Source organism: Candidatus Enterococcus huntleyi, from assembly GCF_009933175.1.
Classification (GTDB): Bacteria; Bacillota; Bacilli; order Lactobacillales; family Enterococcaceae; genus Enterococcus_K; species Enterococcus_K huntleyi.
In genome coordinates this window covers 410,796-436,470 of sequence record NZ_MAEJ01000001.1, presented here as the reverse complement: position 1 = coordinate 436,470, position 25,675 = coordinate 410,796, and the positions used below count along the sequence as shown (strand labels likewise).

General features: G+C 37.5%; 23 protein-coding genes. 1 reads left to right on the top strand and 22 read right to left on the bottom strand.

The features are described 5' to 3' along the window. From BAU15_RS01825 to BAU15_RS01800, 6 genes are read right to left on the bottom strand one after another with little or no spacing between them, the layout of a single operon-like run. On the bottom strand, positions 1-681 hold the full coding sequence (locus BAU15_RS01825) for an aspartate/glutamate racemase family protein (RefSeq protein WP_202622690.1): 681 nt from the start codon (positions 679-681) through the stop codon (positions 1-3). Positions 682-694: 13 nt separating this feature from the next. Beyond that, positions 695-3,346: an alpha-L-rhamnosidase gene (locus tag BAU15_RS01820; protein WP_161841035.1), complete on the bottom strand. Its 2,652-nt coding sequence runs from the start codon at positions 3,344-3,346 to the stop codon at positions 695-697. A 21-nt stretch (positions 3,347-3,367) separates the two neighbouring features. Beyond that, positions 3,368-4,819 (bottom strand): FGGY-family carbohydrate kinase, encoded by a 1,452-nt coding sequence (locus BAU15_RS01815; protein ID WP_161841034.1) that lies wholly within the window; start codon positions 4,817-4,819, stop codon positions 3,368-3,370. A 4-nt stretch (positions 4,820-4,823) separates the two neighbouring features. Continuing rightward, positions 4,824-5,759, bottom strand: coding sequence for a transketolase family protein (locus BAU15_RS01810; RefSeq protein ID WP_161841033.1), 936 nt, complete (start codon positions 5,757-5,759; stop codon positions 4,824-4,826). Then, positions 5,752-6,588, bottom strand: a complete 837-nt coding sequence (locus BAU15_RS01805; protein ID WP_161841032.1) for a transketolase — start codon at positions 6,586-6,588, stop codon at positions 5,752-5,754. The genes BAU15_RS01810 and BAU15_RS01805 overlap by 8 nt, the downstream gene beginning before the upstream one ends. Then, positions 6,585-7,997 carry an L-fucose/L-arabinose isomerase family protein gene (locus tag BAU15_RS01800; protein WP_161841031.1) on the bottom strand — a complete coding sequence of 471 codons (1,413 nt, stop codon included), beginning with the start codon at positions 7,995-7,997 and terminating at the stop codon, positions 6,585-6,587. The genes BAU15_RS01805 and BAU15_RS01800 overlap by 4 nt, the downstream gene beginning before the upstream one ends. 230 nt (positions 7,998-8,227) lie before the next feature. Between BAU15_RS01800 and BAU15_RS01795 the strand changes: the two genes are divergently transcribed. Further along, complete coding sequence (locus BAU15_RS01795; protein ID WP_161841030.1) at positions 8,228-9,283, top strand: LacI family DNA-binding transcriptional regulator; 1,056 nt, start codon at positions 8,228-8,230, stop codon at positions 9,281-9,283. Between the two features lie 25 nt (positions 9,284-9,308). Here the strand turns inward: BAU15_RS01795 and BAU15_RS01790 are convergent, their stop codons facing one another. From BAU15_RS01790 to BAU15_RS01715, 16 genes are all read right to left on the bottom strand, one after another. Continuing rightward, positions 9,309-11,324, bottom strand: a complete 2,016-nt coding sequence (locus BAU15_RS01790; protein ID WP_161841029.1) for a beta-galactosidase — start codon at positions 11,322-11,324, stop codon at positions 9,309-9,311. Positions 11,325-11,346: 22 nt separating this feature from the next. Continuing rightward, entirely contained in the window at positions 11,347-12,036 is a 690-nt protein-coding gene (locus BAU15_RS01785) for a carbohydrate ABC transporter permease (RefSeq protein WP_237580106.1), read from the bottom strand. A 113-nt stretch (positions 12,037-12,149) separates the two neighbouring features. Then, entirely contained in the window at positions 12,150-13,034 is an 885-nt protein-coding gene (locus BAU15_RS01780) for a carbohydrate ABC transporter permease (RefSeq protein ID WP_237580105.1), read from the bottom strand. Positions 13,035-13,136: 102 nt separating this feature from the next. Then, entirely contained in the window at positions 13,137-14,423 is a 1,287-nt protein-coding gene (locus tag BAU15_RS01775; protein ID WP_161841028.1) for an ABC transporter substrate-binding protein, read from the bottom strand. Positions 14,424-14,848: 425 nt separating this feature from the next. After that, the gene (locus BAU15_RS01770) at positions 14,849-15,022 is read right to left on the bottom strand and encodes a hypothetical protein (RefSeq protein WP_161841027.1); all 174 of its coding nucleotides are present in this window, start codon (positions 15,020-15,022) and stop codon (positions 14,849-14,851) included. Between the two features lie 417 nt (positions 15,023-15,439). Then, the gene (locus tag BAU15_RS01765) at positions 15,440-16,246 is read right to left on the bottom strand and encodes a DeoR/GlpR family DNA-binding transcription regulator (protein WP_161841026.1); all 807 of its coding nucleotides are present in this window, start codon (positions 16,244-16,246) and stop codon (positions 15,440-15,442) included. A gap of 11 nt (positions 16,247-16,257) precedes the next feature. After that, the gene (locus BAU15_RS01760; RefSeq protein ID WP_161841025.1) at positions 16,258-16,956 is read right to left on the bottom strand and encodes an MgtC/SapB family protein; all 699 of its coding nucleotides are present in this window, start codon (positions 16,954-16,956) and stop codon (positions 16,258-16,260) included. 117 nt (positions 16,957-17,073) lie between these two features. Next, the gene (add, locus tag BAU15_RS01755) at positions 17,074-18,075 is read right to left on the bottom strand and encodes an adenosine deaminase (RefSeq protein WP_161841024.1); all 1,002 of its coding nucleotides are present in this window, start codon (positions 18,073-18,075) and stop codon (positions 17,074-17,076) included. After that, positions 18,072-18,959 (bottom strand): sugar phosphate isomerase/epimerase family protein, encoded by an 888-nt coding sequence (locus tag BAU15_RS01750; RefSeq protein ID WP_161841023.1) that lies wholly within the window; start codon positions 18,957-18,959, stop codon positions 18,072-18,074. The genes add and BAU15_RS01750 overlap by 4 nt, the downstream gene beginning before the upstream one ends. Further along, positions 18,956-19,774 carry an HAD family hydrolase gene (locus tag BAU15_RS01745; RefSeq protein ID WP_161841022.1) on the bottom strand — a complete coding sequence of 273 codons (819 nt, stop codon included), beginning with the start codon at positions 19,772-19,774 and terminating at the stop codon, positions 18,956-18,958. Before BAU15_RS01745 ends, BAU15_RS01750 begins: the two co-directional genes overlap by 4 nt. Before the next feature lie 105 nt (positions 19,775-19,879). Further along, a complete protein-coding gene (locus BAU15_RS01740) occupies positions 19,880-21,241 on the bottom strand; it encodes an extracellular solute-binding protein (protein ID WP_161841021.1) in 1,362 nt (453 codons plus the stop codon). A 15-nt stretch (positions 21,242-21,256) separates the two neighbouring features. After that, entirely contained in the window at positions 21,257-22,075 is an 819-nt protein-coding gene (locus tag BAU15_RS01735) for a carbohydrate ABC transporter permease (RefSeq protein ID WP_161841020.1), read from the bottom strand. Further along, the gene (locus BAU15_RS01730) at positions 22,072-22,974 is read right to left on the bottom strand and encodes a carbohydrate ABC transporter permease (RefSeq protein WP_161841019.1); all 903 of its coding nucleotides are present in this window, start codon (positions 22,972-22,974) and stop codon (positions 22,072-22,074) included. Before BAU15_RS01730 ends, BAU15_RS01735 begins: the two co-directional genes overlap by 4 nt. 24 nt (positions 22,975-22,998) lie before the next feature. Beyond that, positions 22,999-23,919, bottom strand: coding sequence for a nucleoside hydrolase (locus BAU15_RS01725; protein ID WP_161841018.1), 921 nt, complete (start codon positions 23,917-23,919; stop codon positions 22,999-23,001). A gap of 208 nt (positions 23,920-24,127) precedes the next feature. After that, positions 24,128-24,946, bottom strand: coding sequence for a purine-nucleoside phosphorylase (locus tag BAU15_RS01720; protein WP_161841282.1), 819 nt, complete (start codon positions 24,944-24,946; stop codon positions 24,128-24,130). A gap of 111 nt (positions 24,947-25,057) precedes the next feature. After that, positions 25,058-25,630 carry a hypothetical protein gene (locus tag BAU15_RS01715; RefSeq protein WP_202622688.1) on the bottom strand — a complete coding sequence of 191 codons (573 nt, stop codon included), beginning with the start codon at positions 25,628-25,630 and terminating at the stop codon, positions 25,058-25,060. Between the last annotated feature and the right edge of the window lie 45 nt (positions 25,631-25,675).

Here is a 25,675-nt window from a genome sequence, read left to right as displayed (position 1 = left end):
TTATCCCTCCAACTTTCCTGTATTAATCAAGGCTTGTTTCAGCGCTCTTGCCCCGTACTTAGGACTTGATAATGTTTCTATACCTGTTTTTTCTTGAATATATGAATCGCAGTAGGCCATTGAGCCTTGACAAAAGACAAAGAGATCGACTTGATTTTTTAGTTCCTCGGCTTTTGACAACATGACCTGTTTGAATTCTTCTTCGTCCAAATCAAAAGCCCCCTCTATCAATCCATCAACAAGTTGAGGATGTTGCCCAATTTCTCTAGCAGTTCGCAAAATCGTTTGCTTCGTTGGTTCCATTGTGGTAGCCAAGGTAGCAATCACACCAATCCGATTGGATTTTCTAGCAGCATCACGGCACATTTCTTCATCTATTCTGACAATTGGAACCCCTAGATACTTCGACATATCTTGCACAGAATCAACCGCTTCACCCACGGATGAGCATATATTTAAAATTGCATCGACACCTTCTTCTATAGCTTTCAAATATAAAGAAAACAGTCTAGTTGCTGCAGCTTTAGTCACATAACCATTCTCTCGTGCTTCAGCAATAATTGTTGGATCTTTATAGCTAATATACTTGACTTTATCGCCCAATTCTTTGTCTAATTCACTTTCGACAATATCAATCAATTGAGGTGTCACGCCTGTATAGACTAATCCGATTTTTATCATTTATATCTTCTCCTCATTTTTTATGTTGAAATTCAAATTGATACGTTCCAGATACTAATTCTTGATTTAAGCATCCTTTATTCAAAACAAAGCTAGTGTCCTTATCGATTTCTCTAAAATAAGAAAGATTATCTAATTGAAGGTTTGCAGAAGTATTATGCGGAATTTTGATAGATAATAAGCATGTTTCTTCTTGTATTTTCCAGTGCACTTCTATATCACCATACGGGCTGTGATAACAGCCTTTGGCTTCACCAAGCCTCGCATCAATCTTTGGTGAAATTACAGTATGCTTAAACCCTGGAGATTTTTCATCTGCTCGAATTCCAATCACAGTAGCAAACAGCCACTCTCCAATCGAACCATAGGCATAATGGTTAAATGAATTCATATCTGGACTCCACATGGTCCCATCAGGCTTAATCCCATCCCAGTGTTCCCAGATTGTCGTTGCACCTTGTTGAACTTGATATAACCAAGAAGGGAATTCTGTCCTTAATAATAGATCATAAGCTTCTTTTTCATGACCAAAATCACTAAGAACTTGACAGATATAAGGAGTGCCTAAGAAACCAGTTGTCAACTTGCCATCATTTTTTTCTAATAAATTAACAAGATTTTCTGCTATCTTTTTCTCGAATTCTACGGGGGCTAGTTTGAATTTCAACACAAGGATATGTGCTGTTTGCGTTTGAACCAATAGGTCCCCAAAAGCTGAGATGAATTTTTCTCTAAATGTCATCACGATATTCTTATGCAGATTTTGATAGTACTTCGCCAACTCATCTCTATCTAAAATAGCGGCTATTTTACTAAATAAATGCGTAGAATTAGCATAAAATGCCGTACAGGTTAGATCATTCGGAGTTGCACCAAAGTAACTTCCCTCTTGCGCATCCAAAGCTAACCAGTCGCCAAATTGTAACTTATAGTTCCAAATATTATTTTCAGAATGTTCATGCATAAAATCAATCCAAGCCTTCATCGATGAAAACTGTTCTTCTAGAATAGTCGTATCACCATAAGTCAGATACATGTCCCATGGTGCAGTAACAGCTACATCTGCCCAACCAGCCGCGGAATGGGTTCCCTGGCTTAATAACCAGTCATCTTTTTCCTTACCAGAAACAATATCAGGGACAACATGCGGTATGCCGCCTTCAGCCGTCTGATCGGCTGCTACATCTTTTAGCCATTTAGCTAAAAATGGATAAGAGTTCATCAAATAAAGAGCTGTCTGACAAAAAATTTGAACGTCTCCCGTCCAACCACAGCGCTCATTCCGTTGAGGACAGTCTGTAGGTACATCAAGGAAGTTTCCTTTCATGCTCCATAACATATTGTGGTACAACTGATTAACATCTTGATTGGCCGTATGTATATAGCCAGTAAGTTCCATTTCACTATGCACCACACAGGCTTCAAAATTATCACACGTTAATTCTGCTGTGTATTTCTTCACATGCACATATCTGAACCCTTGGAAAGTAAAGCTTGGGTGATACCTAAAAGGCCTCTCATCACTACAGATATAACGGATTGTTTGTTTTGCACTTCTTAAATTATCGATGTAGACATTGCCTTCTTTATCCAAAGTTTCGAAAAATTGAAACTCTAACTCCTCATCTTTTTCCCCTTGGTAGGAAAACTCCATCCAGCCCGTTAAATTTTGTCCAAAATCAATGACTCTTTCTTGATTAGGCGTAATCAGTATCGCCTTCGGTTGGATTCTCTCAATCACTTTTACACGTGAGCCTGGTTGAGATACTAATGTTGTATAGGACCACGGAATTGTTCTCACAGGATGCCAGTGATCTAGATTCGCATCCTTTGTATTCCAGTTTTGAACTTCTTGATTACTATCAAAAATTTCGCCATCATAAATTTCGGAAAAAACAATTGGTGAATCAATGCCAACGTACGAATGGTTCGTATAAAACCACTCTTCAGTGTCATCCCAATACCGAACTAAAATCTGTCCGATAAAGGCAGAATAATCCCCGTAATTATTTCGTTCATCTAAAAAACCCATCTTTCCTTTGAACCAACCAGCACCTAGTGATGCCCCGATAATATTAGTTCCTTGTACCACAAGATTCGTTACTTCATTCGTTTGGTACATCAATCTATTCTGATAAGATGTCCATCCAGGTGCTAATTCGTCCGTCCCAATTTTCTCTCCATTTATATAAGCCTTATAGACTCCTAATGCTGATGTAAAGGTATAAGCTTCTTTGACTTGCTTTTTCACTTCAAACGCTCCACGGATATAGGTTCCTTTAGACGATTCTTTGTCATCAATTGCTTCTGCCGTAATAAACTGAGCTTTCCATTGATCAGAATTAAGAATTCCTGTAATAAATGAAGTGTTTTTCCATTCAGTTCTCTCTTCGTTTAAAGTTGTAATCCTCACACGCACAAAATATTTTTTTGCCGTTTCAATTACTAGTTCTGGCAGGCTAACTTGAGTAGATTGGCTACTTTCTACCCATTCACTATCATAAACAAGCATAGAAAAATCACTCGTTAATGATAGTTGGACTTGATACTGCTTTTGAGAAACACCTGATTCATCACTCTCGATAATCCATGAAACTTTAGGTATTTGCTCTATTCCGATAGGCTCTTTTAAATGATCAAATTTAATTTCAGAAATCTTCACCATATGCTCTAACCTCACAATTTATTAAACTTCAAGGTCTATATTTATGACCTGTTCCACTAGTGTCTTCCACGATTGATACTTCGTCCTAATCTGAATATTATCCATTGTAGGATTGATCGTTTGTTGCTTAGAGTCCGGCTTAATTTTATGTAGTCCCACTAGACTAGCAGCACCCAAAGCAGAATACTCTTCAATTTCGCCTACAACCACTTGCTTATTTAATAGTGTTGCTAATAATTCCATTAAAGATTTATTTTTAGTCATTCCACCATCAACATAAACTTTATCGACCGCTCGACCAGCCACTTCCTCCATTACATCTATGACTGCCTTAATCTGGAAAATAGTACTTTCTAAAACAGCACGCATACATTCAGTATAAGGTGTTGAACGCTTCATTCCGAAAAATGCTGCAGTTACTTTTTTATTCCAAAAGGGAGCCGCCAACCCTTGTAATGCCGGAATAAAATAAACTTGTTCATTCGTGTTTACCAATAAATCTATTTGATAAAACTCTTTTACTTTATTCTCTCCTAAGAAAGATTCTGCATACCAGTTTATGCCATCTCCACAAGTACGAATGATTCCTTCTAGGGCGTAGCGTTCTTCATTTAATAACTCCCAGGCCGTTGTACTCAGAATCCGTTCATCACGTAAGGTATTTTGTGCGCCCACTTGCATCATAATGGAGCAGCCAGTACCCATCGTTATTTTTACATCGCCTGTATTCTTACATAATTCGCCTAATAGTGCGCCTTGTGAGTCTGCTAAAACACCAATAATTGGTATTCCCTTATAAAAACCAAAATGCTCATCACTTTTTTTTACTTCAGGTAATGCGTCAAGAGTAATACCGAATAGTTTGACTAGATCATCATCCCATTTCCGCTCGTTTATATCATATAGTAAAGTACGAGAAGCATTACTTCCTTCGGTGACAAATTCTTGCTTATCCGTTAAATTCCAGATAAGCCAGGTATCCATCGTACCAATTGCTAGTTTTTTTTGACTCAGTTTTTCTTGAATTAAGGGAACATTTTCCATCAACCACTTTATTTTTGTTCCTGAAAAATAAGTATCTAATCTAAGACCGGTTTTATCATTAATCAATTGTTCTTTCCCAGCAGAAACCAATTCATCACAGATTTGGCTACTTCTATTACACTGCCAAACAATTGCATTATACAAAGGCCGTCCGGTCATTTTATCCCAGGCAATGATTGTTTCGCGTTGATTAGTTATGGAAATCGCGACAACTTCTTCTTCGTTGTCAGCGCTTACCTTCAAGGCGTCATCTAGCAAGCTTTTAACATTTTTAAAAATCTCATCTGCATCGTGCTCTACCCATCCCGGATTGGGATACATTTGTCTATGGTTCATATCTTTTCGGGAAACTATTTCGCCATTTTTTAGCTTTAACAATTTTGTTCCGGATGTCCCTTGGTCAATTATTAACTGAATTTTATTATTCATACATCTATTCCCCTACAAAGTCTTCAATCGTCTGTATTAATTTCTTCCCACTTAAACCATAATACTCGAACACTTCTTTACTCTCTCCTGTCACAAGCTCCTCGTCAGGGAAACCAATAATTTTATGCTGCACATCCATGATTTCACTCAAGCTTTCAGCAACAGCCGAACCTAATCCTCCATAGATACTATGTTCTTCAATCGTGATAATCTTCTTAGTCTTCATTGCCGAATTGCGAATTGTCTCATGATCAAAAGGCTTCAATGAATGAACATTGATAACTTCAACAGACCGCCCGCTTTTCTTCAAATCTTCCGCAGCATCTAGTGCTTTACGGACCGTTTCACCAATAGCAACCAGAGTGATATCTGAACCCTCTGACATAACCACAGCTTTGCCAATCTCAAATCCATAATCTTCTGAGCTATAGCAATCTTCGACAGGATTTCGACCTAAACGAATATATGCAGGCCGCTCACTTTTGACTAACTCTCTAAACATTGCTGCTGTCTCAAAACGATCGGCGGGAACTAATACTTGAAGATTAGGAATCGCTCTAGTAACTGCAAAATCCTGTAAAGAATGGTGACTCATACCTAGAGCACCATAGCTGACTCCACCACTTATCCCAATTAATTTTACATTAGTATTTGAGTAAGCCACATCAACTTTTACTTGCTCGATACTCCGCATACTTAAAAAAGATGCTGGTGATGCAGCAAACGGGCGTTTCCCAGAATGCGCTAAGCCTGCAGAAATCCCAACTAAATCTTGTTCAGCAATACCGACTTCAATTAGTTGATTAGGCAAAGCTTCACCAAAATCAACAAGTGAAGCAGAGCCTCGAGAATCACTGGTTAAGACAACTATGTTATGATTTTTTTGACCTTCTTCGATTAAAACCTCACACATTGCTTTTCGATTAGGAATATTATTCATCTTCTAGTTCCTCCAATCGTTTATCAAATTCTAAAAGAGCTTGTTCATATTGTTCTTGACTAGGTACCTTATGATGCCACGCTGCAATTCCTTCGGCAAAAGACACTCCTTTGCCTTTAATAGTATTTGCAATAATCATTTTAGGTTGTCCAATATTTTCACGAGAATTAAATGCTTGTATCAGAGCCTCAATATTATTGCCATCCACTTCAATCACGTGCCAACCGAAAGCTCGCCATTTATCTGATAGAGGATCTGAATTCATGACATCTGTTGTCGCCCCAGTAATCTGTAACCCATTATGATCGATAATCGCAGTCAAATTATCTAATTTATAATTCGACGCAGCCATCGCAGCTTCCCAAACAGACCCCTCCGCCAACTCGCCATCCCCAAGTAACGTATAGGTTTGATATTTTTTTTCGTCCATCTTTGCTGCTAACGCAATTCCTGTTGCTACTGCTAAACCATGACCTAATGAACCAGTATTCATCTCGACACCAGCTACTTGATTATTGGGATGCCCTATTAAGCGAGAATTGAAGGCTGAAAAGGTCTTCAATTCCTCTTCTTCAATAAATCCTTTATCTGCTAAAATAGCCCATAGAATTTCAACAGCATGGCCTTTACTTTGAATGTAACGATCTCTTGCATCATTTTCAGGATCTTCAGGATCAACTGCCATAATACTATAATATAAAGCTGTTAAAATATCAGTACAAGATAATGAAGAGCCCGTATGTCCGGTTTTTGATTCGTAAACTAATTGAAACACTCTTCTTCGTAGCTGTATCGCTTTCTTTTCTAATTCTTTTATTTCAGCATTCATACATTATCTCCCCTTAAGTAAGCTTGGATGTCTTCTTCAATAGGATCATAAAAGTCTGGAGTAATTCCTAAATACTTACACGCTTCATACAATACAGGTACTACATCTGTCTGAACTGCCGCAACATGATGAATATACGGACCATAAACTAATTTTGATTCTAAGCGATTCAAATTAGCAAACTTCAAATATAAATAAGTTCCCTGATTAAATGGTCCTTCCATACTTTCTGCATTACCCATTAATAATGAATATTCCCCATGATCACCATCAAAACGACAAAGTGTATATTGTCCATCTCGAGCTTTAAACTTTACTGAACCTGGGTAATCGAATACAAAATGACTTTTCGGTAGGACAGGTTTTTCAGCGGAAGTCGAATAGGCAAATACACCCAGATGTTGTAGCAATTCGCCATTCTCATCTTCAGGATGTCGGCAGTTAACATCTGCAAATATCGCTTTCTCTTCACCAAGACTAGCAGCTTCAATCAATAATTCAGAAATCACACCGTGAACATCTGTCTCACAAACAAATGGCAATCCTTCTTCTTGTAGTAATGACAGCGATGCATATGGAAGAATTCCCAATTCATCTTGTAATGCGGTCCAGCATTGAATCACACCTGCATTGCAACCATATGCTATACATAAATTCTTTAAAGCGACTTTCAAAGCAGCAATCGTTTCTAATTCACCATCAGTGATTTCTACAATCGTATTTTCTCTAAAATAATTGATTGTCTCATTGATTCCGGCCACTTCTTCATTTCGTACTCGGGCAATTTCTTTGTATAACTCTGGCAAAGGGATTGGTGATAGAGAGATATTGAAACGCTCTAATAACTCCCCTTCATTACAAATGACTGACCAAAAATCGAAAGGACGTGGACCAACCTGTAAAATCCGTGTATTTTTAAAAGTTTTCACTACATTACATACTTTAATAAAATCTTGTAACCCTCGTGAAAATTCAGGAGAGTCGATATCTGAATTTTTGATGTACGTAAATGGTACGTTGAATCTTCTTAGTACTTTTCCGATTGCAAATAAGCCACACTGGGTATCTCTCAATCGAGAGCCATCTTTTGCAGGATGTTCATCTTTTGGCCCCCATAATAATACAGGTACATTTAACTTCTTAGCTAAACGAGCACATTCATACTCTGTTCCAAAATTCTCATTTGCCAAAAATAACCCATCAATTTTTTTATCTTTAAATTTGGTTGCAATTCTTTCCATTCCCTCATCATCAAAAAGTAAACCATCTTTTGCAACATCTAAAATATCTATATAGTTTATTCCTAATTCATCCATTTTTTTACGCGTTAGATCCGCATATTCAATCGCTGCATCTGCACTAAATAAATTTCTCCGAGTAGGTGCGAAACCAATTTTAACATTTGTCATTTTTTCTCCTCCATTTTATAAAGCGTTTTCTTTATAACAGAAGAATAGCATCGCAACAAAACACTAACAATAGAATAGATGAAATATCTTAAAATTAGACTCCTTAGTTTAGTAAACTAAAAGACGCGCTCCAGAAACTTGTTTTTATTCTATTATTTTACTCTATTTTTTTCTATAATAGGGAGAGAGCTATATGGTGATTTACTTTGTATCCTTTAGGAGGGATGGAATTGAAGTTAGAAGATGTTGCAAGACTCGCAAATGTTTCGAAATCTGCTGCCTCATTGGCCTTAAATAATAAACCAGGTGTCAGCGTTGCTACTAGAGAAAATATATTACGAATCGCTGAACAAAATAATTATATTCCCTTAAGGAAACACATAAAGTCAGAGCAAGAGATTGAAGTTAAAAATGATACTAAAATAAGATTTGTTGCCTGCACAAATAACGAAGTAGTCACTAAAGATTATGAAAAGCTCCCTTTTTTTAATGAGTTATTATCCTATTTATCAACTGAAATCAGCGAAAAAAAATATAACTTTTCAATCAATAAGCTACCAAAAGAAACCTTCCTTGAAGAATTAAAACAACTAGAAATTGAAGAACCCAGTGATGGAATTATTTTATTAGGAACTAATCTAACAGCAGCACAAACATTACCCATCAGTCAAACATTCGAAAAATTAGTCGTCATTGATACTGAATGCACAGGGATAAACTGTAACACAGTTACGATGAACAACTATTTAGGAGCCTATGACGCTGTCAATCACTTTATTAAGATGGGGCATTCAAAGATTGGCTACATTAAAGGAACGCCTAGAATCAATAACTTCATTGATCGACGAAGAGGCTTTAAAGACGCCCTAAAAAAAAATAATATTGACCCAAAAAAATTACCGAAATACTATCTACATGGCATGAAGATTCAACCTGTAGAGGAAAAAATAAATCAGTTTATGAATTTCATCAAAAGTGTAACCGCTGTCTTTTGTGAAGATGACTACATGGCTATTTCTATTATTAAAACACTCAATAAAAAGGGGATAAAAGTTCCTGAAGAACTATCAATTATTGGGTTTGACGACATCTCTGAAAGTACTGTCATTACACCTGAACTAACCACAATTCAAGTCCCTATTAAACAGATTGCCCACGAAGCAATTTGTCTAATTGAGCAAGAAATCAATAACGAGATAGAGTGTAAAAAGCAAATATTTTTGAACACAAAACTCATCTTACGGGATTCAGTATTAAAATTAAATAAGAGATCTACCAAAAATTAGATTTTGGTGGATCTCTTATCTTTTATCAGATTTGTTTTACTATTAGTACCTCTCTAGCTTGTAGAACCGTTTTATTTTTGACTTTTTCATCTTTCAATAAGTTTATCCCTTCTATCTCGTACAAATCTACCGAACAGGTAAAATCATTATGATTAATCACAAAATAAAATTGTTCATTTGCTGTGGATCGCTTAATAATCTCAATGTTCTGCTCCTCTTGTTCATATGACGTTATCGCCATTTTCCCACAGATATCAGCTAAAAAATTTGCTATAAATTCTGTTTCAAGGCTTGAACCAATATAATAAGCTTTGCCATCTCCATAGACATTTCTAGTTATACATGGTTTCCCCGCATAAAAATCTTTTTTATACGTTGCTAGTGACTCCGCACCTTTTAAGTTAATCAACTCACATAATAAATTTACTTTAGTTTGTTTTTCCTTTAAAGTTAACTCTTCAGATAATACGAGTTCATTCTGTTCATCAGGGAATAGCGCATCCATCTCTTCCACTTCAATCCCTAATACATCCTGTAATAATCCCGGAGCTAGACCATAGACACAACGGTCATTCTCATCTACCACTCCAGTTCGAATAGTTCCAATAAAACATCCACCTTGCTGTACAAATCGACTAATATTCTCAGCTGTTTCATCTGGTACAATGTACAAGGAAGGTGCAATTACCAGCTTATATTTAGAAATATCTGAGTCAACCTTAACAATATCTACAGCAATATTCCGGTCATATAAAGCTTTATAGTATTGATTAACAATCTCAAAATAATGGATATCTTTAGAGGGACCACTTGCATTATCTAAATCCCACCAACTATCCCAGTCAAAATAAATAGCTACTTCACTAGTCGTTTTCCCATCTAACAAACGACTACCTATCCGTTCAAGCTCCTCGCCTAATTCAGACATTTCTTTAAACGTTCGAGTATCTCCTTTGCCTGAATGTCCTATCAATGCTCCATGGAATTTTTCTTGTCCGCCAATCGACTGCTTCATCTGAAAGAAGAAACAGCCATCCCCCCCACGAGCAAGCCCTTGATAGGCAATTGTCTTCACCTCACCTGGGCGCTTAATCTTATTATACGGTTGCCAATTTTGCTGATTTGGCGATTGTTCTGCGATTAGGAAAGAGTCGCCATTTTTTAACGATCTCATCAAATCTAATTTCATCGCAACGTTGCTCAACTCTTCTCTCGGCGTTGGATAATTGTCCCAACCAACAAAATCCATTACACTAGTCAGTTCATACTGGTCAATATTTTTGATGTGCCCAGAAATATTTGTATAAACAGGGACTCTTGGTGTTTTTTGCTTCAAAATATTTGCTTCATTCAAGAAACAATCTTTTGTAGAGCTCGTAACAAATCTCAAATAATCTAATTGTACAGCTGGATTAAAGCGATAATCATCGTTTAATTCAGAAGGAATCATTATCTCATCAAAATCATATACTTGTCGTCCCCAAAATACAGTCGTCCATTTATCGTTCAGTTTTTCTATACTGCCATATTTGTCTTTCAGCCACTCTCTGAACTTTTCTTGACAATGATCACAATAACAATATGTGCCGTACTCATTCGCAACGTGCCAAGCAAGCAAGCCAGGGAAGTCAGCATAACGATTAGCCATTTGCTCAGTTAATAAAGCTGCTCTTTCTCGATACTTATCACTATTGACACAAAAGAAGACTCTCATGCCATGATTTCTTTTTCTGCCTGCTCGATCAACAGGCATTACTTCAGGATATTTTTTTGATAGCCAAGCCGGTTGGGCGCTTGTCGGAGTCGCCAAGCATACATAAATCCCGTTGTTATATAGCTTGTCTAAAACCTTATCTAACCATTCAAAATGATATTCTCCTTCAGATGGTTCAATCAATGCCCATGTAAATACTGAAAGAACAACACAATTTACATGTGCTTGTTTCATTAAACGGATATCTCTGTCAATTGTTTCATCATCCCATTGTTCTGGACAATAATCTCCACCAAATAGTATTTTAGGTAGTTTCGTTTGAATCATACTAATCTCCTCTTGTTCATTATTATTTCACAGATCCGACCATTCCCTCAACAAATGCCTTTTGTAATAAGAAGAAAACGACAACTGTCGGAATTGTCGACAAAATAATTCCCACCATAACCATGCCATAATCTGGATTAAATTCCACTGATAAATTTGACACAGCTAATGGAAGAGTAAACTGAGAATTGCTTTGTAAGACGATCAAAGGCCACATGTAATTGTTCCAGCTTGCCATAAAAGAAAAGACTCCTGCTGCTGCATAAGTAGATTTCATCATAGGCATATAAATTTTGCTAAATATCTGAAATTCGTTTAATCCGTCTACTCTGGCAGCTTGTATCACTTCAACTGGAAAAGCATGAGTATTTTGTTTAAAGAAGAAAATTAGGAACGGTGCACCAATTGCTGGTAAAATCACTGCCCAAGGATTATTAAGTAGTCCCACTTCAGAAAACATTCTAAACATTGGGATAATTTTTGCAGCAAAAGGAACCATCATCGAAGCAATAACTAACATAAAGATAAAGTTTTTCAATTTACTTGGATAGATTACAAATGCATAGCCAGCTAGAGAACAAATAATCAATGATACGACCGTTACGATAATCGAAATATAGGCAGAATTGTAAAAGGCCGTCCAAAGGTCTGTTTTTTCAAAAGCATTTTGAATGTTTTCTACCAGATGTGTACCAAATGTTAATTTTCCCATAGTAATATCTACTGACTTATTTGTAGCACTTACTATCATCCAATAAAATGGAAAAATAGAGACAAAAGAGATAATCCCTAAGATTACATGAATAAAAATCGGATTGTTTTTTCTCAATTCATGTCCCCCCCAACTCGTTTTTGGACTAATGTAATTAGCATAATCAATAATAAAACAACATTCGAAATTGCTGCTGCATAACCATAGCTAGGTACATAATTGAATGATAAATCATAGATATATTGAGAAATGGTTCTAGTAGCATTACCTGGACCACCTTGGGTTAAATTTACAACTTCATCAAATAATTGTAAGGTATTATTCAATGCCATAATACTTGTTAGAAAAACGATTGGCTTTAACTGTGGTAATGTTACCCTGAATAAAGTTTGACTCCAATTGGCTCCATCAATCTCTGCAGCCTCATACACTTGGGTATCAATATTTTGTAACCCAGATAGAAAGAAAATCATAAAATAACCAGTATATCGCCAGATCAAAGCCACTATGATCGTTAACTTGGCCCATTGAGAATCTAAAGTGAATAGAATTGCCTTATCGATAACATGCAAATGGAGTAATATCTTATTGATAATTCCATCTACCGCAAACAGAATTTTGAATAAAATTGAGTAAGAAACCAGTGAAGTTACACAAGGCAAAAATATACAAGTGCGATAAATCCCTCTAAATTTTAGTTTTGGATTATTTAGTAAAACGGCAATTATTACAGCGAATAACATCATGATAGGAATTTGGATAATTGCATAAAACAATGTATTCCCTGTGGTTTGCCAGAAAGTCGTATCATGAAACATTCGGATATAGTTCGCAAAACCCGAAAACTCTAGATTAGCACCTTTCCCCGTTTTTAAGGAAAGAATTAATGCTTGAAAAGTCGGGATATAACTGAAAATCAAAACAAATATTGAAGCGATAGAGACCATTAGCCATCCATCTAATTGATTATTCTTTCTTTTATTTTTCAAAATACTCACCCACAATCATTTAAATTAGATTACAATAAATCCATCCTACTATTTAGTAGCAAATAATAGGATAGATCTATAGCTCTCAATAATTTAGAATTTATTAATTTGTTATTTTATACTTTGTTCAAATTGTTTTTCAGCTTCAGAGAGATTTTTAGTAATACCTCCACCCTTAAATATCTCAGGGGCAACTCCAAGTAAAGCCGTTTGTGCTTCAGCAGTATATGCGCCTGTATTGACTTCTGGAACTTTACTCAACCAAGTCGCTAAGTCACGATTTAATTGTTGACCACCATAGAATTCTTCTTCACCATCATATGCATCTGACTCAGTAGCTGGTAAATAAGTCCCCATGACATTTTTTTCTTTCAATAAAGTCGCATATAAATCTTTACTTTCACCAAATGTATTCTTCAAAAATTCTCCAGCTAATTTTGAATTAGCACTCTTATTTAGTACAAACCAACTTGAACCACCCTGATTGGAGTAGTGAGTTGCGTTTTCAACAGATAATGTTGGTACCGGAGCAACTGCCCATTTACCACTTTGATCTTCTGCAGCCATAACTGTCGGTGAAATCCATGAGCCACGCATAACCGTCGCTACCTCTCCGCCATTAATCGCTCCTGTAAATTCAGTCCAATCACTAACAACTTTTACAAAATCAGAATCATTTAAAGTTTTAAATATACCTAAAGACTCTTTCAAAGCATCATTATTAGTAAAGTTGGCTTTCCCATCATCATCTGTAAACCAAGTGCCTGCAGATTGTAGCATAATTTGTAATTCAGAATTATCATTTGGATTAAACGTTTGTAGTAAATGACCTTTTTCCTTTAATTTTTCACCTAAAGATAAATATTCTTCCCAAGTAAGATTTTGCATTTTTTCTGCATCATAACCTATCTCAGCCATATAGTCAGTTCGGTAAAACAGACCTGCAACACCTGTATCAAACGGTACACCATAGCCTTTGCCATCATAAGAAAGCGCATCCTTCTTGTATGAAGCGAAATCATTATAATTTATCATATCATCCATTGGTACGAATGCATCCGGATACGATAATAAATAGCCTTGTGCATTTAGATCACTAATCAAGACAACATCAGGAAGCGAATCAGTCACACCCGAAGCCAAGGCTGTGTGTAATTTTTTCAAAGCATCTGCTTTTGCCATTTCAACGAACTTAATTTCAACATCCTTTCCTGTCTTTTCTTTGTAGACTTCTTTTGCTTGATCCATGGCATAACCATTAAAGGATTTGTCCCAGCCCCAAACAATTAGTTCATTGGATTCTTTCTTTTCTTCACTTTCAGAACTTTTACCACATGCTGCACCAACGAATGTCATAGCTAGTAACGATACCAACACCAACAATTTCTTTTTTAACATCTTCAGTCCTCCTAGTATAAATTTTTAATAAAAAGCAAAATATATAGAAAACGCTTACTACACTTGAAGAATATCACTGTTAATATGACGGAACAATATCCTGAAAGATTTTTTTATACAAAAAAATTTAGTTTAGTAAACTAAGATTTAAAATACATTTTATTTAATCTCTACACTAATACTTAAGCATTTGTTCAATTTAGTTCTACTCAAAATAACGCGTATAAATCTATATCCTACTCCCCCTATCGAGTCATTACTCAATATTTATATTTTTTGAATTTCTTGCTAACTTAAAGTGTCTGATTTTCATAATGGTACGCAAAAAAAATGCGATAAAAGCTACTAACACTTTTACCGCATCAAACTTTTTTTATTTCAGATGACTTTCCTAGTCAGCAATCAATCATCTTGATTTATTTAATCTATTCATCCGCAAACACTGCCAATTCCTGAATAAAATTCCGCTTTTGCTTGTGCTGTTGACGATAGGCTTGAATCGTCTTTTGGCGTGCATTAGGTATGCCACAGCCTTCCATAGCTTCCCCTAATAAAACAACGAGCACGGCCATTTGCTTATAATATGTCAATCCATACATTTGCAATACTTTCTCTCAATTTTCTAACGTAGTCATCCGTAGTAGATTCAACAAAGCAACTTTCATTTCTTCCTAGCAGATATTAGAAACCTTGGCAGTACTTCCTTATAAAGACTATTTATGATTAGTTAATTTAGGAAAAATAAATGTATCCACATATTCTCACTTACTTATATTAACTCTGATTCGATCATCTTGCTTTTTATCTTATATGATTGTCTATGTTAATTTAATTCTATTGTACTCACATAACAAAAAAGCTAGATTCAGCCTGACTTTCGTCAAAGACTGAATTCAGCTTTCTATTTGTACGCGTTGCATCTCATTTCATGCAGATTGTCGATTGTTTATTATATTTACTGTTGAGTCACTACTTCGTAATTTTCTTTCCTTCAATCAATCCTCAGTAACCCAGTTCTATTCCTCAACAACATTAGCATCAACTAACTGGACATTAGCTGCTTCCAGTTGTCTCTTATACTCATCGTTCAGGTCAATGTCGGTTACGATATAATCTACATCCTCGATGCTACCCACATTTGAGAAGCCAGACTTTGGAAACTTGCCTTTTTCAATCATCAAGATTACCTGTTGCGAATAGACAATCGCGCTCTTTTGAAAGGCCACATCTTCATCATTGTAGCCACTTAATCTAAGATTTTCATCCACAGCTGCGCCACTTAAAAAAGCTTTGGTTACATGAATCGATTGTAGTGTTTCTATCGCATGTAAGCCAAACGTGCCATGTTGTCCAAAATTCGTCCAGCCACCAATGAAAAATAAACGACAACTTGTCTTGGTCTCTTTAAAAGTATCGTCTAGCTGCGCGGCAATTTTAAACGAAGATGTGACGATCGTTAGGCTATCGAGTAATTCTTTATTCTTCGCTAATTCTCTGGCTAAAGCCAAGGAAGTCGTGCTATTTTCTAGTAAAATCACATCATTTTCTTCGACTAGATGGACCGCTTTCTTGCCAATTTTTTGTTTGCTCTGACTATTAATCTGCATACGGTAATCAAATGGTTGGCTAACATTTCGGCCTTGGGCTAGTGCTACGCCACCATGGGTTTGAAAAATCACTTTCTCTTCAGAAAGCACTTTCAAGTCTTTCCGGATAGTTTCACTAGAGACCCCGATTGTTTCTGAGAGTTCTGCGATGGTTGCTAATGGAATAGTTGATAATATTTCCAGAATTTTTTTATGTCTTCTTTCAATTTTAGTCAAATTTATTCCCCCTACTTATCAAATTTTGTCTTCTCACAATTAATAATATTCTGATCATGTGCAAATACATCCAATAGTTTATCAAAATATTTTTGATCCAGCGATTTAATTTCAAAAATATTTGTATACAGCCGAATGTCCCCGTAGACCTGGACATCGTATTTGATGGTGGTAAATTGCAGATCATATCTGTCTAAGTCGGCTCGAATTTTATCCAGAGTTGGCAATCCACCTGTATACTTCACAATTAATTTCGTGGGTACAGACAAATTGACAAACCGTTTTAGCAGAAATAGAATACCGAAGATTGCTAAAAAGCCTACTATTGATATTTTAACATATCCCATGCCAACTGAGATACCTAAACAGGCAACCGACCAAATTGAAGCGGCGGTTGTTAGCCCCGAAATGCTGCGCCGCGTGACAATGATTGTCCCGGCGCCTAGAAAACCGATGCCCGAGATGACTTGGGCCGTCAATCGTGCCGGATCCGCACTAAAAAAATTGGCCATCGACGGATTTGCTAAGGCATTGACTAACGCTTGCTGCCCAATCTCTGATTGAATAATCGCTACTAAAGCAGAGGATACACCCACAAGTGCATGTGTTTTTAAGCCTGCATTACTCTGGCTTTTTTCTCTTTCATAACCAATTAATGCTGAAAAGAACAATGCGAGACCTACACGTAATAAAATTTCTTTTAGTGCCATTGTATCAGTCCCTTATTTTTTACTCTGATTTTCTTCTCTTTTCTTATTCACTTTATCTTTTTTTTCGTCGTTCTCAGTTACTAATTCTTCTCTATAGTTCATAGAAGCTAAGCTGATTTATGCATAGAAATGAGCCACTTGATTTCTCAAGCTTGCCTTTTCAGTTTCACTAATAAATAGATAGTCGATAGCTTGCAGAGTTTGCGCTTTGACTTTTTCTTCATTTATTACTTGTTTATGCGTGGCTACCTCTGTAAATTCTCTAGTCAAGGTCGTATTTGATACCGTTCGGTTATCCGTATTGAAGCAGTATTTAACACCTATTTCATCGAAGACTGTGACAGGATACTCTTGCCAGCTTTTTGCTGCGCCTGTTTGAATATTACAGACCGGGCACATTTCTAGTAGTATTTCTTGTTTTGCTACGTACTCCATCATCGATTGGTCCTGCGCGAGAGCAATCCCATGCCCAATTCTTTTGGCGCCAAATTCGATAGCATCTTTAACATTTTCAAGGTTCCCGGTTTCTCCGGCATGAATGGTATATGGCATACCCGATTTTTCAGCAAACAAGAAGACATTCTTGAACTCTTTCGTAGGATACTTCAACTCATCGCCTGCTAAATCAACACCAGCCAGGTGATACTTTTTAGCTAGACGAATTACTTCTATGTTCGTTTCCTCTGATTGCCCTCTCATGCAACAAGCAATCAAACCGACAGCTACAGAATAATTGCCTTCTAACTCTTTTTTTGCTTGCACCAAACTATCAATGACCGCTTCCATCGAGAATGTTTCCGTTGCTAGATGCTTAGGAGAAAATCTAATTTCTTGATACAAGACATTTTCTCGTGACGCTTGTTCCATGACATCCATTAAGGCAAGTTTCAAAGCCGTGGGTGTATTTAATACCGAGGTTACCATTGGAAAGCAAGATAGATATTCGGTCAGATTTTCGCATCTCTCAGGAGCGACCACCTTTCCTAATAATTCTTCATCTGTCAGGTCTAAAGGAGTCGACGACAGTCCATATATTTTCCGAATCATCTCTGGACTGATTGAACCATCTAAGTGACAATGCAATTCGATTTTTGGTGCACGATAGTAAAATTCCTTCATGCTTTATTCGTCCCCTTTTTTTCTTGGTGTAACTGCAAGAGTCCTTGGCCTATTTCGTAGCTCAAGCGGATGGCTGTCTCAACATTTTCCATTGGCATCTTCGTTAGATAGCGATGAATTTCTAAATCAAAATCACCTTCATAATCGATACTTGCAAAAGCTGCCATGACGTCATCCCAATCCGTTTTGCCTAAGTAAGGGAGTAAATGGATATCCTGATTATTCGTATAATCAGAAATATGTGTTGCCTTCAAACGTTTTCCTAAAAGCTGTAATGCTTTTGCTTGATTCTGTTGCATAATCGCGCCATGCTCCGCATCCCAACAAGCACCCAAGCCAGGAACCGCATCAATTAAATCAACCATTTCCTCAGCTGTCGTACAATAAAGTCGGAAAGGTGTAATATGGCAATCCCACATATTTTCGATGGCAATATCGACACCGTGTTCTTTGGCAAAGGCACACCATTTTGTGAAGAATTTGATATTCTCACGTCTAGAATCTTTAAATGGCTCAGCCGTATCAGCGACTGTCGAAGGATGCATAACTAACCATTTGATCCCTAAGATACCGGCTCCTTCGACACATTTCTTCAAAATCGTCTCAAAACGAGCATGATCTACATCAGCTCTGCAAAAATCATAGACCACTGCATGTCCCTGACTAAATTCTATCCCTAATTGATCTGCTTTCGCTTTGACTCTTTCCATATAAAAGCGCCAGTTATCTGTCATAAATTCACTATCATAGGTCGTCAAGTCATGAAAGCAAAAATCAAGCACTTCAAATCCAGCTTTCTGACAAATTTCCATACAGTCTAATGGATCGACTGGCTTTTCATAGGTTCGTTCAAATAATATATTTGTCGATGTTGATAGTCTCATTTGTTTCCCTCTCTTTGCTGCATTCTTATTTGTTTCAACGCTTCTTCGACACCCTGACTGGCAATTCCCGCTACCTGAAAATCAGCTAGCTTCGCCAACTCAGGTGTTGCATTCCCGACGGCGATTCCTAATGCTGCTGCCTGAATCATTTCACAATCATTTTCATTATCGCCGATTGTGGCGACCGCTTCTAGATTGCCTCGTACCTGTTGCAAGACCAATTCAATACCGGTTTGCTTACTAACGCCTTGACTGACCAATTCAATACCGTAAGTACCATATCTTGTAATTAGAATCTGTTCTTTAATTTCTTCAAATTCTGCTTCAAACAAGCGGATATCTTCGATACTATCATCTTGCAAAACATTTAGCTTGATAATTTCCAGCGTTTGCCATTCGGCTTCTGTTGGCATTTTTAGCGGATGATAGTTCCCGCGTTCTGCTCGTTTTCGTTTAGTAGCACTGTTCTCAGCCATGACATACTCCAACTCATCAATCGCATAAAGCACCGTCATATTTGCCGCCAAAGCTTTATCTACAAGATTACGTACAAGCGCCAACGGGAATTTTTTCTGAAATAAAGTCTCAGTGCCTTTCTTTACCAACGCGCCATTACAAGCTACATAGGGCTGATTTGCCAAGCCCAATTCATCTAATAATGGTTGAATTCGGTAAGGCAGCCTGCCGGAAGCAAAGGTGAAAAAGAAGCCTTGATCCGTTATTTCTCGGACTTCTTCAATAAAGGAGCTGGTAAGTGGTTCTCGTTTTTGGATCAGTGTGCCATCAATGTCACAAAAAATGTACTTGATTGTCATTCCATCACTAACTTTCTACAAAAAATTTTGAAATAAGGCTGGTTCGAAAAAAGCACCTTGGCACTTTTTTCGTTCCAACCTCTTCTACTTCATCTTCTTTTTCACTTAGCCATTCGCTTTATGATACTCTTCTAAGGCTTTGTTTGATTTTTCTACAATTTCTTTCGCTGTTTCATCTTTGCTTAATTTTCCTTCAGCAAATTTTTGCATTGCATCAGAAACAATATCATTGATTTCCCAGTTGACTAAATCAAAGGGTTCCTGTGACAATGGATCAGATGCTTTTAATTGATCTAATGCTGTTTTGAATTGAGGATTTTCTTCATAGAAGGTTTGCATTTTAGGTAACTCTTCCGTTGCTACATTGACTGGAATATATCCAGTTGCTTGTGACCATTCTGATTGAACCTCTGGAGAAGTCGCATAAGAAATGAAATCCCAGGCAGCCGACAATTTTTTATTATCACCACGGTTATATAAGACTAATGAACTACCGCCAACGCTGGCACCACTTGTGTCATCAGCTGTAACTTTCGGTAAAAAAGCTGTTTGGAAAGTAAATTTATCAGTCGTCAATGTCTTAATTGCGCCCAATCGAGAAGAAGAAAGGAGCGCCATCGCATTAAGTCCTGTCGCAAACTCTTCATTGGCATTGTCTTCGATATGCTTGTAGCCACCACTCTTAATAACTTTTTCCCATTCTGTTAAGAAGTTATCTAGCGTACCATCTTCCCCCATGATTAATTTAGTCATCGGTGCTTTACGGCCCCCTTCGTTGTCTCCAACAAAACTTTCTGGGAACTGACTCACGATGAAGTTGACTAATTGGTAACGCATGATTTGCGTATTTAGGCCATTTACGCCATCGATTTCGCCTAATTTTTTCGTGTAAGTAGCTAACTCATCGATCGTCTCTGGTGCCCGATCAAAGCCAGCTTCTTTTAACAACTCTTCATTATAATACAACAGTAAGGTCGAAACATTCATCGGTACACCGACGATTTTATCTTCATACGTGAATGCGCGAAGTAATTGATCGTAGTAGCTGTCACTCTTCAGCGTTGACTCTTTGTCATCAAAGAATGTTTGCGCTGGGACAATCTGCGGTAACGCTGAAATTGATGGCAAGTCCATACCGACTGTTTGGATAATATCTGGTGCATTCTTATCATCATTCGTCGAAGAAGCTAACTTGACTTTACTAGCGATTTCAGTGTCTTGGAAGACTGTGCTAACTTTTACGCCATGCTCTTTACCGACTGTATCATTGTAATCTTTGACAATCTTATCTAATGCTTCCCCATTGCTCCCTGACATCGCGTGCCAGAAAACAATTTCAGTATCCGAGAAATCTTTAACTAACGAAACGTCTTCTTTCTTATCGCCAGTACTCTCTGTTTTGTTGCCACAACCGACTAAGCCAACCAATGTCACTGCACAAATGAAACCTAATAAAATTTTCTTCATTTATTCTCTCCCTTTCTATCCTTTAACTCCGCCAGCCATCATGCCTTTTTTGATATAACGCTGGAAGGTTATAAATACAACTACAGTTGGTATTACTATTAAAATGGAGGCCGCCATGATGATGCCGTGAGGACTTTCATCTGGAAAATTAAGTAGAGTAACGGCTACCTGAGCGGTTCTCATTTCATTCTGATTTGTCACAAGTAATGGCCATAAATATTGATTCCAGACCCCTACAAATGACGAAATGAAGGTAGTAATTAAGACTGGTTTAGATGAAGGCAATAAGACGCGCATAAAGAATTCGAAATTCGTACATCCATCAATTTTAGCCGCCTCATAGATTGATTTTGAATAAGCTAAAAAATGTTGCCTCATCACAAAAATATTCAGTGCTGTAACAAAGAAAATCACCATCATACCCAAATATGTATTAATTAAGCCCATATTTGCGACAGTTCGGTAGTTCTTAACAATCAACAAATCAGGTGGAATCATCATAGTGCCAATAATTAACAGGAAGATTGCTTGTTTGCCTCTAAAGTTATAGAAAGATAATGCAAACGCAGCAGTTCCTGCAGTGACTAATCTGACTGTGGACGAGCCAACCGTCATGACCAGTGAATTGAGTAAGAAACGGGTCAAAGTCGTTTTTTGAAAGGCTGCAAAATAATTACCTAGATAGAAACTTTTCGGCAACAGATTGACTTCGCGACTCAAGATCTCTTCCGGATGCATAAAGGATATTGAAAGAGCATAAATAACGGGGATTAAGACAATCACTCCTAGTAACAGAGCGAATACTTGATAACCAACACTTTTTGTTTTTCTCATCCGTAATGCACTCCTTTCTTCTCATAGATAAAGCTCAATCCAACAAAGAAAAACGTAATAACAAAACCAACTACCGAAGCAGCATAACCAATATTATAATTCTGATTTAAAATCGCGTTTTTATAGATGAACGAGACGATTGTTTCAGTTGCCCCATCTGGTCCTCCTTGCGTTAAGATCAGCGTTAAACCACTAGTAATCATCGTTTTAGCGACTGATGAAACGAGCAAGAATAAAATGGTTGGTGAAATGTAGGGAATAATAATCTTGAAAAGTCGAGTTAAGCCAACTGCACCATCAATCTCAGCGCTCTCCAAAATTTCATCTGGAATTCCTCTAACTGCCGTCAACATAAACAAGAAATTAAAGCCGATATTCAGCCACGTTTCGATAAATATCAACGAAGGCAAGGAAGTCGCAACGTCCTTGAGCCAATTAATATCCAAGCCCGTTACCTTGTTGATAATCCCCAGAGTGGGGTTGAGCATCAGTTGGAAAATCATCGCCACTGCTGCCAGTGACATCGCCATCGGTAGAGAGTACATTGCTTCATAAATAGGGGAAGTTTTTCTCTTCTCTCGGGCAACTAAAGCCAACAGTAAGCCAATAATCAATGAAGCTGGAATTGTAATTGCTGAAAATAAGACCGTATTGCCAATTGCCTGTATAAACTTGGGATTTTCCAAGATTGCTTGATAATTCTCAATTCCTATGAAGTCTCGCCGATTTCCGAAAGAATCCACAATATGCAAACTGTCAAAAATATTCGTAATAAAAGGGTAATACGTAAATAAGCCAATCGCGATGAGCGAGGGAAGTAAATAGACCCACGGCTCAATTTTACCTAGAAATTTCTTCTTACTGCCTTTCTTAATGTGCGTAGTAGTTGATGTACTCATACCAAACCTTCCTTCCGTAGTTGACTAACCAGGGATTTTAGAGAGCTTTACAAACAAATCATTCATCAAGTTATCTCGTTCAATACGATAGACGTATTTAATAAAATGGCGTCTAGGATCAAAACTGTAATAATCATTGTATTGCATGATCGGACTTTTAATCAGTGTGTCTAACATGAATTCTCCGTCTAGTAACCAAGCCACCGGAACGACATCCCAGATAGCACGCGACCAAACCTTACCGCCATAACAAATTCTTGCTTCTTCTGCCGTTTTCTCAATCATGTAATCACAGAATTTATTCTTGCCTTTTAACCAATACTCTAATTCAGGACCCGTTGTCGTGAACGCCGAAATCACATTCTTCCCAGGGAATTGAACCAATGGCACACCTGAATCTAATAGAACACGGGCAGCTGCCACATCTTGACCAGAATTAAATGATTTGTTGTCGTGCCAGTCGTAACTCAAGCCGCCTAACCATAAAATCACGATGCGCTCAGTGATACTCGGGTCTAATAAAACAGCCGAAGCAAGATTTGTCGCAGCCGCAATACCAATCACATAGAGCGGATTATCTGCTGAATAACTCTTTGAGCGTTCAATCAAATCATGAACTGCTTCAGATTCCACCGGTGTTTTTTCATCTGTTAAAAATTGAGTTGCCCCTCTGAATGTTACCTCGTGGTAGCGGGTTTCATTCATTAATTTGTAGCAATTAAATAGTTCCTGATAACTTCTCTCCATCCCATCTCCAGGACTTTCTGAGTGATGATTAAAAAATGGTGCTGCATAAACAGCTTTCAGATTCAGTTTTTCCTCTGATTGAATTAAATAAGCAAGTGCGAATTGATCATCGATCTCGTTATATGTATCTGTATCAAGAACGACATCAACCTTCCCTTTGGGTTTCTCTAGTCGTTGAATGATTTTGGCATTATCCATTATAACGGCCTCCTAAATTGTTTTTTTACAACTTTTATATTTTGATTATACAATAAAATCCAACTATTGCAAGCGCTTTTACATAATTAATCCACTTTATTGTAAAAAATCGAAGATAAGTTGTAAATTAACAACTTATAGCATAAAAAAGAGAAAGAATTTACTGAAGAATACATTCTCTTCTGTTTCTTCTTTCTCTAATCATCTGTTAAAGCATACGTAATGTTTCTTTCAATAAGGTTTTAAATTCCGATTTAACCCGTTCAGTCGTTTCGATGACTTCTTCATGATTCAATGTTTTTTGCATACCTGCTGCTAGATTGGTAATACAAGAAATTCCTAAGACTCTCAATCCACTATGAACAGCAACAATCACCTCTGGCACCGTCGACATACCGACTGCATCCGCACCAACCGTTCGCGCAAAACGAATTTCAGCAGGTGTCTCATAGGTTGGACCCGTGCCGCCCATATAGACACCTTCCTTCAAGGCAAGATTCATTTTAGCTGCAACGCACTTCGTCACTTCTTGATACGCCTGATCAAAGGCCTGACTCATATCAGGGAAACGCGGACCTAGCTCATCAAAATTAGTCCCAATCAAAGGATTAACGCCCATATTATTAATTTGATCGGTAATCAACATTAAATCACCTGGCACAAAATTCGTGTTGACCCCACCACTGGCATTGGTCACAATTATTGAATGTGCCTTTAGGGTCGCGATTACCCGCACTGGGTAAACTACCGTATCAATCGCGTAGCCTTCATAGTAGTGAAAGCGCCCCTGCATCGCCAAAACTTTTTTTCCAGCTAACGTACCATATACCAATTGTCCGGCATGCCCAACAACGGTGGACACTGGAAAATGAGGGATCGTCTGATAAGGGATTTTGATTGCCTCTTCAATCTCATCCGCCAATTCTCCTAGTCCTGAGCCTAAAATCAAAGCAAAATCGATTTCTTTTACCCCTTGTTCTTTGATATATGAAACTGTCTCTTGTAAATTTTCTAGTAAAGTCAATATACTCGTCTCCTTTTAGTTTTACTTGTGTATGTATCTCTCAATCGAATCACTTGTTTTAGTGAAGCCAATCTCTCTGACAGATAACCGCTAACCTCGATCAGCTAACTTTGGTCAGGAAGATTCCTTTTCTGCACGTCTACTTGTTGAACCGTAGATTCTTTTTACTACTTTGCTGTAGACAAAATCCATCATGAAGGCCATCAATAAGCCATAAGCAAACAAACCACAGGCAATCACCATACCTTCAATCACTGTTCGATCACCTAAGAGACCCTGACCGACGAATGGAACTGGCCGGCCCCATAATAACACCGTTACGGTCAAACCGGTAAATGTTGCTGGCAATCGTCCAGGTAATTTCTTATCAAAGACAATTAATGCCCCCACGCATAACAGAAAGATCAAGAGTCCACCATCAATAAAATTAATCGTTACGAATGAGAGCGAATCAGAAAAATAGAACCACAGAAGATTCGACAGCTGCCCCCAAAATAGACCGACTGTAAAGGATGTTAACAATTGTAAGCAAGCCTTCTTATCCATGGCGATGTTCGCCATAAAATAAAACTGCAACGCGAGAAAGCTAATCCAAATAAATTGCCCTATCGCTAATTTCCCTATCAACAACGTCCCTATCAGATTTACTAAAGCGATTACAAAACATAACAACAAATTATTTTTCATTCAGTGAATTCCCTTCTACTTCTTTTATAAGAGAGGCCGGCAGAA